Source organism: Aeromonas media (assembly GCF_000819985.1).
GTDB lineage: Bacteria > Pseudomonadota > Gammaproteobacteria > Enterobacterales > Aeromonadaceae > Aeromonas > Aeromonas media.
This window is the reverse complement of the sequence record NZ_CDBZ01000064.1, coordinates 1-15,068: the sequence shown is the minus strand read 5'-3', so window position 1 is coordinate 15,068 and position 15,068 is coordinate 1. Positions and strand designations below refer to the sequence as shown.

14 protein-coding genes are annotated in these 15,068 nt (G+C 58.8%); 1 reads left to right on the top strand and 13 read right to left on the bottom strand.

Going from position 1 to position 15,068, the window contains the following annotated elements; translation table 11 throughout:
* From BN1127_RS04835 to BN1127_RS04825, 3 genes are all read right to left on the bottom strand, one after another.
* Window positions 1-2,022, bottom strand: a 2,022-nt coding sequence (locus BN1127_RS04835) for a type VI secretion system Vgr family protein (RefSeq protein ID WP_042648706.1), incomplete at its 3' end; no start/stop codon positions are given.
* A gap of 468 nt (window positions 2,023-2,490) precedes the next feature.
* Window positions 2,491-3,009, bottom strand: coding sequence for a type VI secretion system effector Hcp1 (gene hcp1, locus BN1127_RS04830; RefSeq protein ID WP_005332563.1), 519 nt, complete (start codon window positions 3,007-3,009; stop codon window positions 2,491-2,493).
* Window positions 3,010-3,240: 231 nt separating this feature from the next.
* Window positions 3,241-4,008: a LuxR family transcriptional regulator gene (locus BN1127_RS04825; protein WP_042648705.1), complete on the bottom strand. Its 768-nt coding sequence runs from the start codon at window positions 4,006-4,008 to the stop codon at window positions 3,241-3,243.
* Window positions 4,009-4,583: 575 nt separating this feature from the next.
* Here BN1127_RS04825 and BN1127_RS04820 point away from each other — a divergent pair.
* Window positions 4,584-6,074 (top strand): SulP family inorganic anion transporter, encoded by a 1,491-nt coding sequence (locus BN1127_RS04820; protein ID WP_042648704.1) that lies wholly within the window; start codon window positions 4,584-4,586, stop codon window positions 6,072-6,074.
* A 550-nt stretch (window positions 6,075-6,624) separates the two neighbouring features.
* Here BN1127_RS04820 and BN1127_RS04815 read toward each other — a convergent pair.
* The 10 genes from BN1127_RS04815 to BN1127_RS04770 form a co-directional block, all read right to left on the bottom strand.
* Window positions 6,625-6,858, bottom strand: coding sequence for a thioredoxin family protein (locus tag BN1127_RS04815; protein WP_005332560.1), 234 nt, complete (start codon window positions 6,856-6,858; stop codon window positions 6,625-6,627).
* Window positions 6,859-6,871: 13 nt separating this feature from the next.
* A complete protein-coding gene (locus BN1127_RS04810) occupies window positions 6,872-7,873 on the bottom strand; it encodes a permease (RefSeq protein WP_042648703.1) in 1,002 nt (333 codons plus the stop codon).
* A gap of 114 nt (window positions 7,874-7,987) precedes the next feature.
* Window positions 7,988-9,424 (bottom strand): glutathione synthase, encoded by a 1,437-nt coding sequence (locus BN1127_RS04805; RefSeq protein ID WP_042648702.1) that lies wholly within the window; start codon window positions 9,422-9,424, stop codon window positions 7,988-7,990.
* A 113-nt stretch (window positions 9,425-9,537) separates the two neighbouring features.
* Entirely contained in the window at window positions 9,538-10,086 is a 549-nt protein-coding gene (locus BN1127_RS04800; RefSeq protein ID WP_231557442.1) for a sigma-70 family RNA polymerase sigma factor, read from the bottom strand.
* A complete protein-coding gene (gene arsC, locus BN1127_RS04795; protein ID WP_042648701.1) occupies window positions 10,083-10,514 on the bottom strand; it encodes a glutaredoxin-dependent arsenate reductase in 432 nt (143 codons plus the stop codon). Before arsC ends, BN1127_RS04800 begins: the two co-directional genes overlap by 4 nt.
* Window positions 10,511-11,587, bottom strand: a complete 1,077-nt coding sequence (gene arsB, locus BN1127_RS04790) for an ACR3 family arsenite efflux transporter (protein ID WP_042648700.1) — start codon at window positions 11,585-11,587, stop codon at window positions 10,511-10,513. The genes arsC and arsB overlap by 4 nt, the downstream gene beginning before the upstream one ends.
* Entirely contained in the window at window positions 11,587-12,828 is a 1,242-nt protein-coding gene (arsJ, locus tag BN1127_RS04785) for an organoarsenical effux MFS transporter ArsJ (protein ID WP_042648699.1), read from the bottom strand. The genes arsB and arsJ overlap by 1 nt, the downstream gene beginning before the upstream one ends.
* A gap of 7 nt (window positions 12,829-12,835) precedes the next feature.
* A complete protein-coding gene (locus BN1127_RS04780; RefSeq protein WP_042648698.1) occupies window positions 12,836-13,852 on the bottom strand; it encodes an ArsJ-associated glyceraldehyde-3-phosphate dehydrogenase in 1,017 nt (338 codons plus the stop codon).
* 10 nt (window positions 13,853-13,862) lie between these two features.
* Window positions 13,863-14,378 carry a phosphatase domain-containing protein gene (locus BN1127_RS04775; RefSeq protein ID WP_042648697.1) on the bottom strand — a complete coding sequence of 172 codons (516 nt, stop codon included), beginning with the start codon at window positions 14,376-14,378 and terminating at the stop codon, window positions 13,863-13,865.
* 57 nt (window positions 14,379-14,435) lie between these two features.
* Complete coding sequence (locus BN1127_RS04770) at window positions 14,436-14,804, bottom strand: ArsR/SmtB family transcription factor (protein ID WP_005332532.1); 369 nt, start codon at window positions 14,802-14,804, stop codon at window positions 14,436-14,438.
* Between the last annotated feature and the right edge of the window lie 264 nt (window positions 14,805-15,068).

Below are 15,068 nucleotides of genomic sequence, written 5' to 3'. Positions count from 1 at the left end.
GGGTGGTGGTGGCGCGAGCGGACAAAACTTGGCCAGCGGTGCCATGGACTCCATGCTCTTGTGAATGGCCGGAACTGGCAAAGTTGCCGGTGGTGGTGCTGGCACCTCAACATTGCCTGGAAGAATGGGGGCCTTGCCCCCCCAACCAGAGCCTGACCCCGGGCTGCCACCTGAGTTCATCTTGATGGAGCCGCCCGAAAGCGTGACTCCGCCGGCATCCAGCTTCACAAAGCTGCCACCCACTTTGAGCGTCAGCTCGGCCCCCGCCTCCATCACGATTTTCATACCCGCCTTGTGGTGCACCTCGCTACCTGCATCAACCAGCAGGGACTGGCCCAGCTTCTGGTGCAGGCTGGCATCCACGCTGAGCGAGTAGTCCCCCTTGATCTGGTCGCGCTTCTCGCCTTCCACCGTCAGGTGGTCATTGGCCTTGATGCGGGTGACTCGCTCGTTGTCGATATCGGCGTGCTGGTCATGCTTGATATGCCAAGCGGCGTCGTTCTCGATAAGCAGGTTCAGGTCTTTCTGACCGTGGATGTAGATCTCTTCCTGCCCAGCCTGGTCTTCGAAGCGCAGCTCGTTGAACCCCTCCCCCTGGTGGGTTTCGGTGCGCAGCACGGTGCGGGTCTTGTTGGCTGGCAACTCGTACGGCGGGCGGTTGGTGGCGTGGAAGGTGCGACCCGTGACGATGGGCTGGTCCGGGTCCCCTTCGAGGAAACTCACGATGACCTCGTGGCCGATGCGCGGGATGGCCATCATGCCGTATTGACCCCCCGCCCAGCCCTGAGATACCCGCACCCAGCAGGAGCTCTGGTCGTTGGAGCTGCCATACCTGTCCCACGGGAATTGCAGCTTCACCCAGCCGTGCTCGTCGCAGTAAATCTCCTCCCCCTCCGGGCCCACCACCATGGCGATTTGCGGACCGTCCACCATGGGCCTGGCCGGCATCAGCGCTCGCCAGGTAGTGCTCGCTTTCACCACCCCGAATTCGTTGTGATAGACGGTGGGGCCGCTCCCCCCCTCCTCTTCCAGCGCCTGGGGCTGCAGGCCAGTGTGCTGGATGCGCACCACTTGCCAATCAGTATTCAGGTTGCCATTGGGGTGTTCGGTCAGCGAAAAATACTGGCCCGGCAGCAGGGCGGCGCAGTTGGACTTGCCACTGCCGGTGACGGCGTCATTGCGCAGGGCATCGAGTCGGTGCTGGGCAAAGGCCTTGCCGCTCGGGTCCAGCTTGTAGCGGCCCGGATAGTCGAAGTGCTGGTAGGTGTCGCGCTGGTGGGTCAGCTCCGCCCCCACTTTCTTGTGGGAGAGGCCATAAGCCGGGGTCTTGAAGCTGTAGTCTTTGAGCTCCACATCCGAGGGGCGCACCGCCTCGCGGTAGTGGAACTGCCGCACATAGGGGCCTTGCTCGAGGGAACGGTTACCGAGGTTGAAGAAGAGCTCGGGGCCGGCGGTCAGCGCCGCCGCGTCATCGGCAAACACGATACGATGCTTGCCTTGCTCGAATTCGTGGAAGTAGAACAAGCCTTCTTCTGCGGCCAATCGGTTGACGAAATCGAGGTCGGTCTCCCGGTACTGGACGCAGTATTCCCGCTGGGCGTGCTCGTTTTTCAGGGCAAAGGCATAATCGGTGATGCCGTGCTCTTGCAACAGAATGGAGAGGATTTCATCGGGCTTTTGCGCCTGGAAGATGCGGGAGTTCTGGCGAAGGGATAGCCGCCACAGCGCCGGTTTCACCTCCAGGGTGTAGCGGGTGCGGCGAAAGCCGCTGTCCCCTTGAGCAAACTCACTCACCACCCCGCACACCCGGCGCTGCAGCTCGCCGTTGTACCACACCAGCAGCTTGCACGGCTGGTCCAGCACGGCGCCAAAGTCGATGTCAGGCTGGCTGCTCGCCAGCTCCAGGCGCAGGTTGAATGGTTGGTTCAACCCCTCGTCCAGCGCAAACTCGGCCACCACCAAGGTGCTCTCGGGCAGAGTCCCCACCTTGACGGTAAATTGTAATCCTGTGCTGTCTGCCATCAGTGACTCCTTATCCTGCCTGTCCGCTGCTTGCAACTATCACCACACCGCCGATGACGGCTCCCCGACTGGCAACCCGGTATCAAAAAACCCAGGACCAATACCTCCTCCCGAGAGGCTGCACGGACGGGGGGTTGTCGTGGAGGCCAGCGGATCCCCCGGCCAGGCCACTGGCTTGCCATCCAGGAATAGATCCGGACTGGCGGCAACTATCAGGGAGGGATGAAAATCCTCGTGCTCGGTGCCGATGCCACCGAGCAATCCAATAGTGGGACACATCACGGCTGGCCTCTGTTGTGTTTTGCCATAAAGCCGCCTTGTGGCCATATGGCAAAGCACAAAAGCTCCGACCACATCCGGTTGAACGGGTCGGAGAAAGCTTGCACGGGTCTGGCGAGCGCTGACACTGACGACGCCAGAACCCTGGGGGGGCACTACCAAGGAATAACGTTGATAAAAAATCGGGGCTTATGCCTCGATGGGGGCACGCCAGTCATCGGCGCCAGAGGTGCCGGCCACTGTGTGTTCCCAGTCAATCTTGCGATAGGCCATGGAGACCTGGATCAGCTGGGTGAAGTCAGACTTCGCCGGATCCTGGCAGTGTGGCATCTGGCAGTCGATGTCGACGATGGTGGCATCGGTCAGCACGGTAGAGAAGAAGTGTTCCTGCTTGCCCTCCACCGAGGTGCGGTACCACTTCAGGGTCACTTTCGGCAGCATCTCGCCGGAAGCCAGGGAGTTGTACATCAGCGGTACGGCCTTGTTCAGGGCCACGGTGAACTTGAACGGCTTGTGGACACGCTGACCGGCGGGCTGGCCGGATTGCGGATCGGTCGGCACGGTAACGACGTGCTGGAACTCTTGGACCAGCATCTCGTCTTCGTGACCCTGCACGAAGATGTTGCCGACGGAGTCGGAGGTGAAGGCACCAGCGGTGATGTTGCCCTGGGTTTTACCTTCGATGCTGATATAACATGGAGTTGGCATGAGTTTGCTCCTGATGGGTTGAACGGTAATGACACTCGACCGAAACCATTAGCAGTGACCATGCCATTTTTTTTAATTGAGCAATTTCAATAAGTTAACATCTCATCACGACAATGTCGCAGCATGTACGGCGCAACAACTTGTGATTTTCAACGTTTTCATCCACCAATAATTGCCTTACCAGTTCAATATTCCGTTTTTTGAGCAACACATTGCGCCATGCGGACGAGATCACTGCTGTTCATCCACATTGGCAACGGATGCAAGCTCCACATTCAAGCGGACGACTCCCTGCTTGAGTGCCCAGGAGATGGCCTGGCACTTGCTGCTCGCCCCCAGCTTGCTCACCACATTGTTCAGATGAAATGTCACCGTACGGGGGGTGATCCCCAGGATCTGGGCAATATCACTCACCTGCTTGCCCTCCGCAGCCCAACGGCATACTTCCAGTTCACGCAGGCTCAGGGCATCGTGAGGTGACGACCCCACCAGACAGATCCGTACCACAGCCTCGAAGATATGCATGGAGAGCCAGGTCAGTGAGGGTACAACCGCCAACCACTCCTGCTCGGTGCGGGGTTCACGAGTGATCAGGGAGAGCAGACCCACATGCCCGTTGGCGCCATGCCAGGGGAAGGTGATGCCGTCACGCAACCCTGCCTCCTGTGCCAGCGTCATGACTGTCAGACTCTGCTCATCACATGTCCCCTGCGCCATGATCTCCGCCCACAGGATAGGAGTGCTCTGCACCATGGCACGCTGCACGACGGGATCAATGGCAAAGAAATTTGCCTGGGTATAGGCATCGACCCAGTCTTGGGGACAACCGTTGAAAATGATGACATCCGGGCGCTGTATGGAACTTGGAAACAGCAGAGCCAGCCGGAAATAGTCAAAGCCTGCCTGTACCGACAGCTGGCGCAACAACGTCACTATGGTGCGTTCATCGCTGGCCTGCTCAAACCGGGAGAGGAGGTCTAATGCGTAGGTTGTATTCATGTAATCAGGTTGCTTATAAACGGTGACGATATTGTTCAACATCAACCCCAATAGGGGCTGAATAACATGCCAACAAGTGGACATAACACAGAGGTCTGATGTTTGAGCCATCCAAATGAGGCGGCTGAATGGCAGGCCCCTTTAGAACAGGGATCGCCAATAGAGAAACATGCTGCCAATGAAATAAAGGTAGAATTTAACTACTTAAATACAATGTATTACATAGTGAACATATGACGATTGCACTTAAAACAAGCATTTCTCGCTTAAAAAAGAGAGCGTGATCACCAGCGTGCCTGAACCTCCCGGGCAATCTTTCTGCAATAAAACCCCGGGCTTTCATGCCGCCACCCAGGCTGTTAACATGCGCTCCCTATGCCTGTTTTACGCTCTGGCGTGACCGTCACGCCGCCCTGACTCACCCTCTGCGCCGCCTGATTCCGGTTGCCCCAACCGGAGCGTTTTTGTTCACCCCTCACATACCAATACAACAATGCGATCCTGCCAGAATGCCACCTGACCCCAGATCTATGGCAACGAGTGGTCATGGATCCTCAACGAGCGAGAAAATCCCCATGCTGGAACGTGCAAGACAAGAGTGGTTCTCCAACATACGGGGCGATCTGCTGTCGGGTATCGTCGTCGCCCTGGCGCTGATCCCGGAGGCCATCGCCTTCTCCATCATCGCCGGAGTCGACCCCAAGGTCGGCCTCTATGCCTCCTTCTGTATTGCCGTGGTCATCGCTTTTGTCGGGGGTCGCCCCGGCATGATCTCCGCCGCGACCGGCGCCATGGCGCTCCTGATGGTGACCCTGGTCAAGGAGCATGGCCTGCAATATTTGCTGGCGGCGACCCTGCTCACCGGCCTCTTCCAGATAGCGGCGGGTTACCTCAGGCTCGGCAGCCTGATGCGGTTCGTCTCCCGCTCCGTGGTCACCGGCTTCGTCAACGCACTGGCCATCCTGATCTTCATGGCCCAGTTGCCGGAACTCACCAACGTCACCTGGCAGGTCTATGCCATGACCGCAGCAGGCCTTGGCATCATCTATCTGTTCCCACTAATCCCCGTGGTGGGCAAGCTGGTGCCCTCCCCGCTACTGTGCATCGTCATCCTGACGACGGTAGCCATCACCATGGACATCGATATTCGTACCGTGGGTGATATGGGGGAGCTGCCCGATACCCTGCCCATCTTCCTGTGGCCCGAGGTGCCTCTCAATCTGGAAACCCTGGCCATCATTTTCCCCTACTCTGCGGGTCTGGCCGTGGTGGGCCTGCTCGAATCCATGATGACGGCGGCCATCGTCGATGATCTGACCGACACCCCAAGCGATCGCAACCGCGAGTGCAAGGGCCAGGGGATCGCCAACATAGGCGCCGGCCTGATGGGCGGCATGGCGGGGTGCGCCATGATTGGCCAGTCCATCATCAACATCAAATCCGGCGGCCGCGGTCGCCTCTCCACCTTTGTGGCGGGCACCCTGCTCATCCTGATGGTGGTCTTCATGGATGAGTGGATCCGCCAGATCCCCATGGCGGCACTGGTGGCCGTGATGATCATGGTCTCTATCGGAACATTTTCCTGGGAGTCGGTGCGCAACCTGAAAACCCACCCCCTCTCCACCAGTATCGTGATGCTGGCCACCGTCGCCGTGGTGGTCGCTACCCATAACCTGGCGCTCGGGGTCTTTGTCGGAGTACTGCTCGCCTCCCTGTTCTTCGCCAACAAGGTTGCCCGCTTCATGTTGGTCAAGAGCGACAGCGAGCGCAACGGCGCGGTGCGCACCTATCAGGTTCGGGGCCAGGTATTCTTCGCCAGTGCCGAACAATTCTTTGCCGGCTTCGACTTCAAGGAGATGGTGGAGAAGGTGGTGATCGATCTCACCCATGCCCATTTCTGGGACATCACCGCCGTCACTGCGCTGGACAAGGTGGTCACCAAGTTCCGCCGCGAGGGGACTGAGGTGGAGATCCTCGGCCTGAACGAGGCCAGTGCCACCATAGTCGATCGCTTCGGGGTGCACGACAAACCGGAAAAAGTGGAAAAACTGCTGGCTGGCCACTGATCACGAAAACGAATCCATCCTGACAAACATTGCTGCCTCTATCGATGGCTCCCGGCCATAACGGCGGTGTGCGATGCCGTCGCATGAGCCTCTGCCAACACGGAGTTGCCCATCCCCCTGCGGCACATAGTGGAGAAAAATGCGTTTGAAGGACCAACCGCTCTCTCCCCCAGCACAGGTCTTGGCAACCGCGATCACCTGTTCAAGAGCGCCCAAGGCGAGCAGTCTGCGGCTCAAGGGGTTGCTGTGAGATCTGGCGATGGTCGGTACGCAGAGTGATGAGCACGAACGCCAGCTAGCGCAGGTCAACCAGGTGCTGAAGAGTGCAGCGTTCGAGGTCGATACCCGGTTGCACGAGGAGATGTCGCCGCCGTGCTCAGCCGGCATGCCATCGAGGAAGGGAACAATCTTATCGTGATGGGGCTTATGACCATTCAGGTATCAGACAATTTATCGTGGGCAGCAGCACCACGGGGATACTGAAAACCACCAATACTGCGGTGCTCTTGCTGAGATAGGCAATCGGGGGCGGGTCAACCCGCCCCTGTATTCATCCGAACCAGCTTAGCACCGCCTCTCTGGACGGGATCCCTCCGGCGTGGACCACCTTGTCATCGATGACGACTGCCGGCGTCGACATCACCTTGTACTTCATGATCTCGGGCAATGACTCCACCTTCTCAAGCTGGATAGAGATCCCTAGCTCATCCACGACCTGCTGAATGAGTTGCACCGTGTTCTTGCAGTTGGCGCAACCCATGCCCAGCACTTTGACCTGTTTCATCTCACACTCCTCATCAAGACATTAACGGCGACACGACATTCAAAACCCACCCAACCAGCGTGAAGGAAACCAGCAGCACCAGCAGCAGGGTGCCCAGCAGCTGCCACTTCATCACTTGTTTAAGCAAAATAAACTCGGGAAAACTGGCAGCCACCGTGCTCATGCAAAACGCCAGTGTCGTACCGATGGGCAGGCCGCTCACGATCAGACTCTCCATCACCGGGATCACCCCGGTGGCATTGGAGTAGAGGGGGATGCCGATTAAAACCGCCGCAGGCACTGACCACCATTGGCCTGCACCAAGGTGTGAGGCAATCCAGCCCTCAGGAACAAAGCCATGGAGTGCGGCGCCGAGCCCCACCCCGACAATGACCCAGAGCCAGACACGCTTGAAGATGGTGAGGGTTTCTGCCTTGGCGAAGGCATGACGCTCCAACAGCGATAGGGGCGGCACCATCGTATCTGGCTGGGTCACCTTATTGTGGTCATGCCGCCCCTGCTTGAGAGCCTCTGCGGCAAAATCGGCCAGCCAGCGCTCGGCCTTGATCTTGTCCAGAAAGGCACCTCCCAACATGCCAACCACCATGCCGACCACCACGTAAATCAGGGTGAACTTCCAGCCAAGCAGGCTGACCAGCAACAGGACGGCCACTTCGTTGATAAGCGGTGAGGTGATGAGGAAGGCCATGGTGATCCCGAGCGGGATACCGGCCGAGGTAAAGCCCAGGAACACCGGGATACTCGAACAGGAGCAGAAGGGGGTAATGGCGCCAAAGCCGGAGCCCAGTAAATAACCCAACCCCCTGTGCTTGCCCGCCAGATAGTCCCTCACCCGTTCGACCTTCAGGGAGGCCCGTAGCATGGCCACGATGTAGATCATGACCAGCAGCAGCGCAAAGATCTTGCTCACGTCCTCCACGAAGAAATGCAGTGCATCCCCCAGTCTGGTTTGCGGGCTCAGGCCAAGCTGCTGATAGACCAGCCAACTGGCAAGGTCGGTGAAAATCTGAAACATAATGGCTCCATCAACATCGGTGATATCCAGAAGACGTTGCATGTCACCAAAGGATGCTTATATTTTTCGTTTTTCTTGCTAGCGCCGCGATCTCATGGTTTTCGCCCCCCTCCCTCAATCACTGAATACCAGCGAGTCAAGGACACCTTGCCCGCTATGAACGCCCCCTTCTGTCGATTCGGCCGATTTGCTACGGATCAGATATCCAGCAAAGCTCTGCTCCGCACTGGCTGGATTGCCATCGATCTGAACGGTGAACATCCCCAGTTCGCTGATCAAATCCGTCACCCGATGCAGCTCCCCTTTGCGCACTACCCAGGCTGGCATCGCTCTGGGGACAGGATGCAAGCGGCGCATCAACGACCAGGCCTGATATTGGAGTGGGTCAAGCGTTGCCAGTTTTACCTGAATGTCCGCCCCAAACAGACAATGCCCACCCCCTTCTCCCTGGTTTTTAAGTACCCAGCTATCGGAGGGCGCCGCTTTTACAACCTGGATGCTATCAGGGGTCACAGGGTGCATCTCACCCAGCCGGTGTCTCACGGTGTCGGCCTCTTGCGGGGTCAAGCCAAATGCGACCAATCCATCTTCTTCCAGGCAGGACAGCAGCATTTGTACTCGCTTGCTGGTCGCCAACTGCTGAGCGACAGTGGCATTGACGGCGACTCTGTGTCGTTCAATCAACACACGGGTCGCCATCAACGCCTGGCAACATCTCTGCTCGTTGAGGTCGGCAGCCTCATAATCAGAATACTGGTATCCGGCACGCAGGTAGACGGTATCGAGTGGACCGATCCCATTGAGGATCAGCCTGTCGTTGGCGCCCGTGCTCAGTTGATTATGCAGTTCGCGAAAGGTTCTGCGCTGTGTCTCTATCCCTCTCTGCTGGAGAGCAAGCTCAAGCAGATGTTGATCAAACACATTGTTTTCATGTTCCTGCACAATCATCAGAAACCTGGCCGGGCCGGGGTCGCCAAACTCGCGCTTAATCTTGAACGTGGCCTCGGCAATGCCTGCTGACAACCCTTCAATGGCGTGATTGCAGACAAGCTCAGCCACTGTCTGATGCGACTCCTGGATAGAGATGGCAGGCCATTGCCGTCGTAGATAGCGGTGCAGCTCATGGATCCGCTGGCCAAATGGTCCCATGCCAGCGGCGATGCCATTGAACTCGACCAGCTGGTGGCCATTGCGCCTATCGTCCATAAAATCGCTGCGCATGATGAGCAAGGGCAGCCTGGGCGCGCTGCCGGGTGATGAATGTATGTGTTGATGCATGCTGAGCAGGGCTGAGAAGAAGGGATCTCCCGCCGCGATGGGATGAATGGCATCGTATAAAAAACCATGATCCTCAGAGACGGCATAGATCAGCTTGCTCAAGGTCTGCGCCACGCCTTTCAAATGCTGGTAGTCTCCCCGGCTGATCGGTGTCGGCGTCAGGGTAAACGGGGTATGCACGGCAGAATACAGCGACTCCTTGAAGGCCACGCCGTGAGTCAATGCCCACTCTATCGCATCATCTCTGACTTTCTGGATATCAAGAGAACTCATCATATGTTCCTGATTGTTGACTCACTACCCTCAAAACCGGGTTGCAGCACGCATATCCCATGGCGATCGGCCTATCTCCATCAGCAACAGCGTGTCTGGAGGTTCTGGGGGATTCACTTCACCACCGGGGTGAAGCAACAGACTCGACCGGTCTCATCCAGCCTGACCTGACAGTCCAGAGAGAGCTGCTGACGCAAGCGTTCCCTGGCCCGCAGCAAACGGGACTTCGTGGCAGCCTGGGTCAAACCATGCCTGACAGCAAAGTCCGCCTGCTTCATCCCCTCCAGATCACAGTGTCTCAGGATCTCCCTGTCACTCTGCGCCATTCTCTCCAGCACCCTCGGCAGACAGGAAGCAAGCGAATCCACCGCATCGAGCTCACCTTGCGCCATCGCCAAATCGTCATGCAGTGGCAACCAGGTGCGCTGCCTGCGGCTGTTATCGATCACCAGATGTCTGGCGACTTCAAACAGCCAGGCCCTGGCATTCTCGATGGCGCAAAACTTGCTTTGCTGGCGGATTGCCCGCAAGAAGGTCTCTTGCAGCAGATCATCGGCATCCATCGGGCAGCCAGATTGCTTGAGCAGCCACCCATAGAGCTCATGTTCATGCTGTTGCCATGCCGTCATCAGGCAAGGTGGCGCACCGGTTGGTTGGGTCACTTGATGCGTTTTCCTTGTGCATCCACCACCTGCTCCCCATCCTCCTTGCTGAAGGCCCCTTGCTGAAGGCTCGGCAGGATGTCCAGCACCACTTCTGATGGGCGGCAAAGCTTGGTGCCAAGCGGCGTCACCACGATGGGCCGGTTGATCAGGATGGGATGCGCCAGCATGGCGTCGATCAACTCATCATCGCTGAACCTCTCTTCGGCCAGTCCTAACTCTTCAAAAGGCGGCACATTCTTGCGCAGCAGGTCCCGCACCGGCATGCCCATGGCGGCAATCAGGGCAACCAGGGTCTCGCGGCTCGGAGGCGTCTCCAGATAGTGGATAACGGTCGGCTCAACGCCCGAGTTGCGGATCAGCGCCAGCGTATTGCGCGACGTGCCGCAGGCCGGGTTGTGGTAGATGGTAATAGAGGTGTCACTCATGCCTGCGCCTCCGCTTTGCCATAGTGGCGCTTCATGCGCAGGGCCACGTTGACCAGACCGATCAGCACGGGCACCTCTACCAAGGGGCCGATGACGCCGGCGAAGGCCTGATCCGAACTCAAGCCAAACACGGCGATGGAGACCGCGATGGCCAGCTCGAAGTTGTTGCCAGTCGCAGTAAAGGCGATGGAGGCGTTCTTGTCATAGGGAATACCCAGCTTTTTGCCCACCAGGAAGCTGGTGAAGAACATGAGCACGAAATAGACCACCAGGGGCACGGCGACCCGCAGCACATCCATGGGCAGCTCGACGATCATCTCCCCCTTGAGACTGAACATCAGCACTATGGTGGCCAGCAGGGCGATCAGCGTGATGGGGGAGATGGCCGGAATGAAGCGCTCGGTGTACCACTTCTCCCCTTTTGCCTTGACCAGATAGTGACGGCTCAAAAAGCCTGCCAGGAAGGGAATGCCGAGATAAATCAGCACGCTTTCGGCGATATCCAGCATGGTGATGTCCACCGCGAAGCCCTGCAGGCCGAACAGCGGCGGCAGCACGGTAATGAACAGCCAGGCCAGGAAGCTGTAGGTGAGGATCTGAAACGCGCTGTTGAGGGCCACCAGGCCCGCACCGTACTCCTTGCTGCCACCGCCGAGATCGTTCCACACCAGCACCATGGCGATACAACGCGCCAGGCCGATCAGGATGAGACCCACCATGTAACCCGGCTGATCATGCAAAAACACCAGGGCAATCACGAACATCAGGATGGGGCCAACCAACCAGTTCATCACCAGGGAGAGGGTGATGGCTCGGCGGTCGCGAGTCATGGTGCCCATGGTGGCGTAATTCACCTTGGCGAGCGGCGGATACATCATCAGGATGAGGCCGATGGCGAGCGGCACGTTGGTGGTGCCAACCGACATCGCCTCATTCCACTGCGCCACCTGGGGGAACAGATAGCCAATCCCCACCCCGATGCCCATGGCGACGAAGATCCAGAGGGTGAGGTTGCGATCGAGAAAACGCATTTTTTTGCTGACGGGCAGGTCAGAACAGGCGGTTGTACTCATCAAGAGACTCCATGAGAGTGGGATGAAACGGGCGGCTGATGGCGGGGCAAACCGAGGGAGATCAGCGCCGCCAACAGAATGAAGAGGGTGGAGAGCCAGAGGCAGGCCTCAAGACCATGGAGCTGGAACACCAGCCCGGAGAGCAGGGTGCCGAGCAGGCGGCCCAGAGCATTGGCCATGTAATAGAAGCCCACATCGAGCGACACCCCGTCAGAGCCGGCATAACTGATGATGAGGTAGCTGTGCAGGGAAGAATTGATGGCAAACAGGGCACCGAACACCATCAAACCGCCCACCAGACTGATGGCCGGATGCAGATCGAAATGGAGCGCCAGGGCAATCAGGGCCGGGGTCAAGGCCAATACCAGCGCCCAGCCCATGGCCACCTTGCCATCGGGCACCCGCCCCTCGCGTTTGCCGGTAAAGCGGGGGGCCTGGGTCTGCACCACGCCGTAGGCGATGATCCAAAGCGCAAGGAAGCTCCCCACATAGCCATTATCCCAGCCAAGGCTGGAGGCGAGGTAGACAGGCAGCGCCACCACAAACCAGACATCGCGGGCACCGAACAGGAACAGACGGGCGGCGGAGAGGTAATTGATGGCCCGGCTCTTGGAGAAGATCTCCCTGAACTTGGGCTTGTTCTTGGCCTTGCCCAGATCCCGTTTCAGGGTCAGCAGGCTGATGCACCAGACCAGTGCCAACGCCAGTACCATGACCAGCACGGCCCCCTGAAACCCGATCAGGGTCAGCAGGGCGCCACCGAGGAAGAAGCCCATCCCTTTCAGGGCATTCTTCGAACCGGTCAGCAGTGCTACCCACTGGTAGAGCTGACCCTGCGCCTCCCCCGGCACCAGCAACTTGATGGAGCTCTTGGCGCTCATCTTGTTGAGATCCTTGGCAATCCCGGAGAGCGCCTGGGCACCCATCACCCAGGGCACCGTCAGCCAGAACGGTGGCACCAGCAACATGCCGAGCGCCAGCACCTGGAGAGCGAGGCCGATGTTCATGGTGCGGTTGAGCCCGAGGCGAGCCCCGAGCCAGCCCCCCACCAGATTGGTCACCACCCCGAAGATCTCGTAGAAGAGGAACAGGGAGGCGATGGCCAGCGGGCTGTAACCCAGCCCGTGGAAGTAGAGCACCACCAGCATGCGCAGGGCGCCATCGGTCAGGGTAAAGGCCCAGTAGTTGCCGGTCACCAGCAGATACTGGCGGATCTCTGGGGAGAGGCGGGTCAGTGCCATGGCCGGGTTATCCTTGCGCCTTGTCCATTTGACCGACCATGCGCATCAGCTCGGCGGTGCGGTTGGCATAGCCCCACTCGTTGTCATACCAGGCGTAGATCTTCACCTGGGTGCCGCCCACCACCATGGTGGAGAGTGCATCTATGGTGCAGGAGCGCGGATCTGTCTTGTAATCCACCGACACCAGGGGGCGCTCTTCATAGCCCATGATCCCCTTGAGCTCATTCTCGGCCGCGGCCTTGAGCAAGCCATTGACCTCGGCTTCGGTGGTGGGGCGGTTTACCTCGAACACGCAGTCGGTGAGGGAGGCGTTGGCGAGCGGCACCCGCACCGCATGGCCATTCAGCTTGCCCTTGAGCTCGGGGAAGATGTGGGTGATGGCGGTGGCAGAGCCCGTAGTGGTGGGGATCAGGCTCAGGCCGCAGGCACGGGCGCGGCGCAGATCAGCATGGGGCGCATCCAGAATGGTCTGGGTGTTGGTGATGTCATGAATGGTGGTCATGGAGCCGTGCTTGATACCGAGCTGCTCGTGGATCACCTTCACCACAGGCGCCAGGCAGTTGGTGGTACAGGAGGCAGCTGTCACTATGGGGTGCTGCGCTTTGTCATAAAGATGGTGGTTGATCCCCATCACCACATTGAGCACACCCTCCTCCTTGACCGGTGCCGTGACCACGACCCGCTTCACCCCTTGCGCCAGATAGGCACCCAGCAGCGCCTTGGTTTTCATCTTGCCGGAGGCCTCGATCACCACATCACAGCCGGACCAGTCAGTCTGACCGATCTCCTTGTTGCGAGTGCAGGGGATGCGATGATTGCCGATCACCATCTGGTCCCCATCGCTGCTGGCTTCATGATGCCAGCGGCCATGGACGGAATCGAAGGTGATGAGGTGTGCCAGCGAAGCGGCATCGCCGGCCGGGTCATTGATGCGCACAAACTCCACATCCGCCCAGTCGAAGGCGGCGCGAAACGAGAGGCGGCCCATGCGGCCAAAACCGTTGATACCCACTTTGATGGTCATGCTGTTTTCCTTAACCGGCGAATGCGTAATGGGTGTTGAGGTAGTTGAGGTGCGCTGCCAATGTCAGCGCCTTGGGGCGTACTCCTTGCACCAGCGACTTGACCTGAGTGGGGGCGTAGCCTGCCTCCAGCAGCAGGATGGCTGCCATCAGCCCGGTACGCCCCGAGCCGCCACGGCAATGAATGGCCAGGGTCTGACCCGCAGCCAGACGCGCCAGCAGATCCGCCTTGTGGTTGGCAAAGGCTTCGGCAAACGGTGCTTCGGGGGCGCAATCGTCCTCAACCGGCAGCTGGAACCAGGCCAGCCCCAAGGCCTCACACTCGGCGGGCAAGGCATCGGCCTTGAACCGCGCCAGCTCGGCCCCCGGCATCAGGGTGATCACGGCATCCGCTCCGGCGGCTTGCAGGGTCTTGAGGGAGTCCAGCAAGGAAGCCTCCTTGGTGCCAGGACAGGGGGTGAAGATAAGGCGGGCGCCATTATCCAGGTTCAGGATGTCAAAGGGGTGCATGATAAACAGCAGCTCCATGTCTCGTCAGGATGAGGGTGAAAGCGGGACTCGCCTCTCGGCGATGCCGGGCAGGCGTCAGTAGGTCTCGTCGCAGCAGGACGAGCGAGGCTGACCACTGACGGTCTGGGGGCGACCATCCACCAGACCGCAAGCCTCCGGATGACCTGCACAGCACTCCTCGGTGAGGTAGCCGATAAGGCTCAGCATCAGGGGAATGTTGGCACGATAGCGCAAAAAGCGTCCCTCCTGCTCCACCGAGAGCAGGCCCGCATGCAGCATGGCCTTGAGGTGAAACGAGAGAGTGTTCGGGGCAATGTCAAGCTCGCTGGCCAGCTGGCCGGCCACCTGCCCTTCCAGTCCGGCCTTGACCAGCAGACGCCATACATCGAGACGAATGCCGGATGCGAGGGACTCGAATACCTTGGTGGCGATCTCTTTGTTCATGGAACTTCCCCTTAATGCATTTCATGAGTTCAACTATACAAGAAACATTGAAATGATCAACATGGCTACAGCTCGCAGCCAATCCCTTCAATCCCTCTTGTCATTCACGCAGCACTCTTCGCGGAAAAACGCGATGTTTTCATCCAGCCCCTCGTATTGAGAAAGGTACAGGAGTGCGCGGCTTTTAAGGCTCTGTTTGAAACTCTTCGATATGGTAGCTAGGGGTCAATACGGAATGGCGTGGGGGATGGGATGGGATGGGAT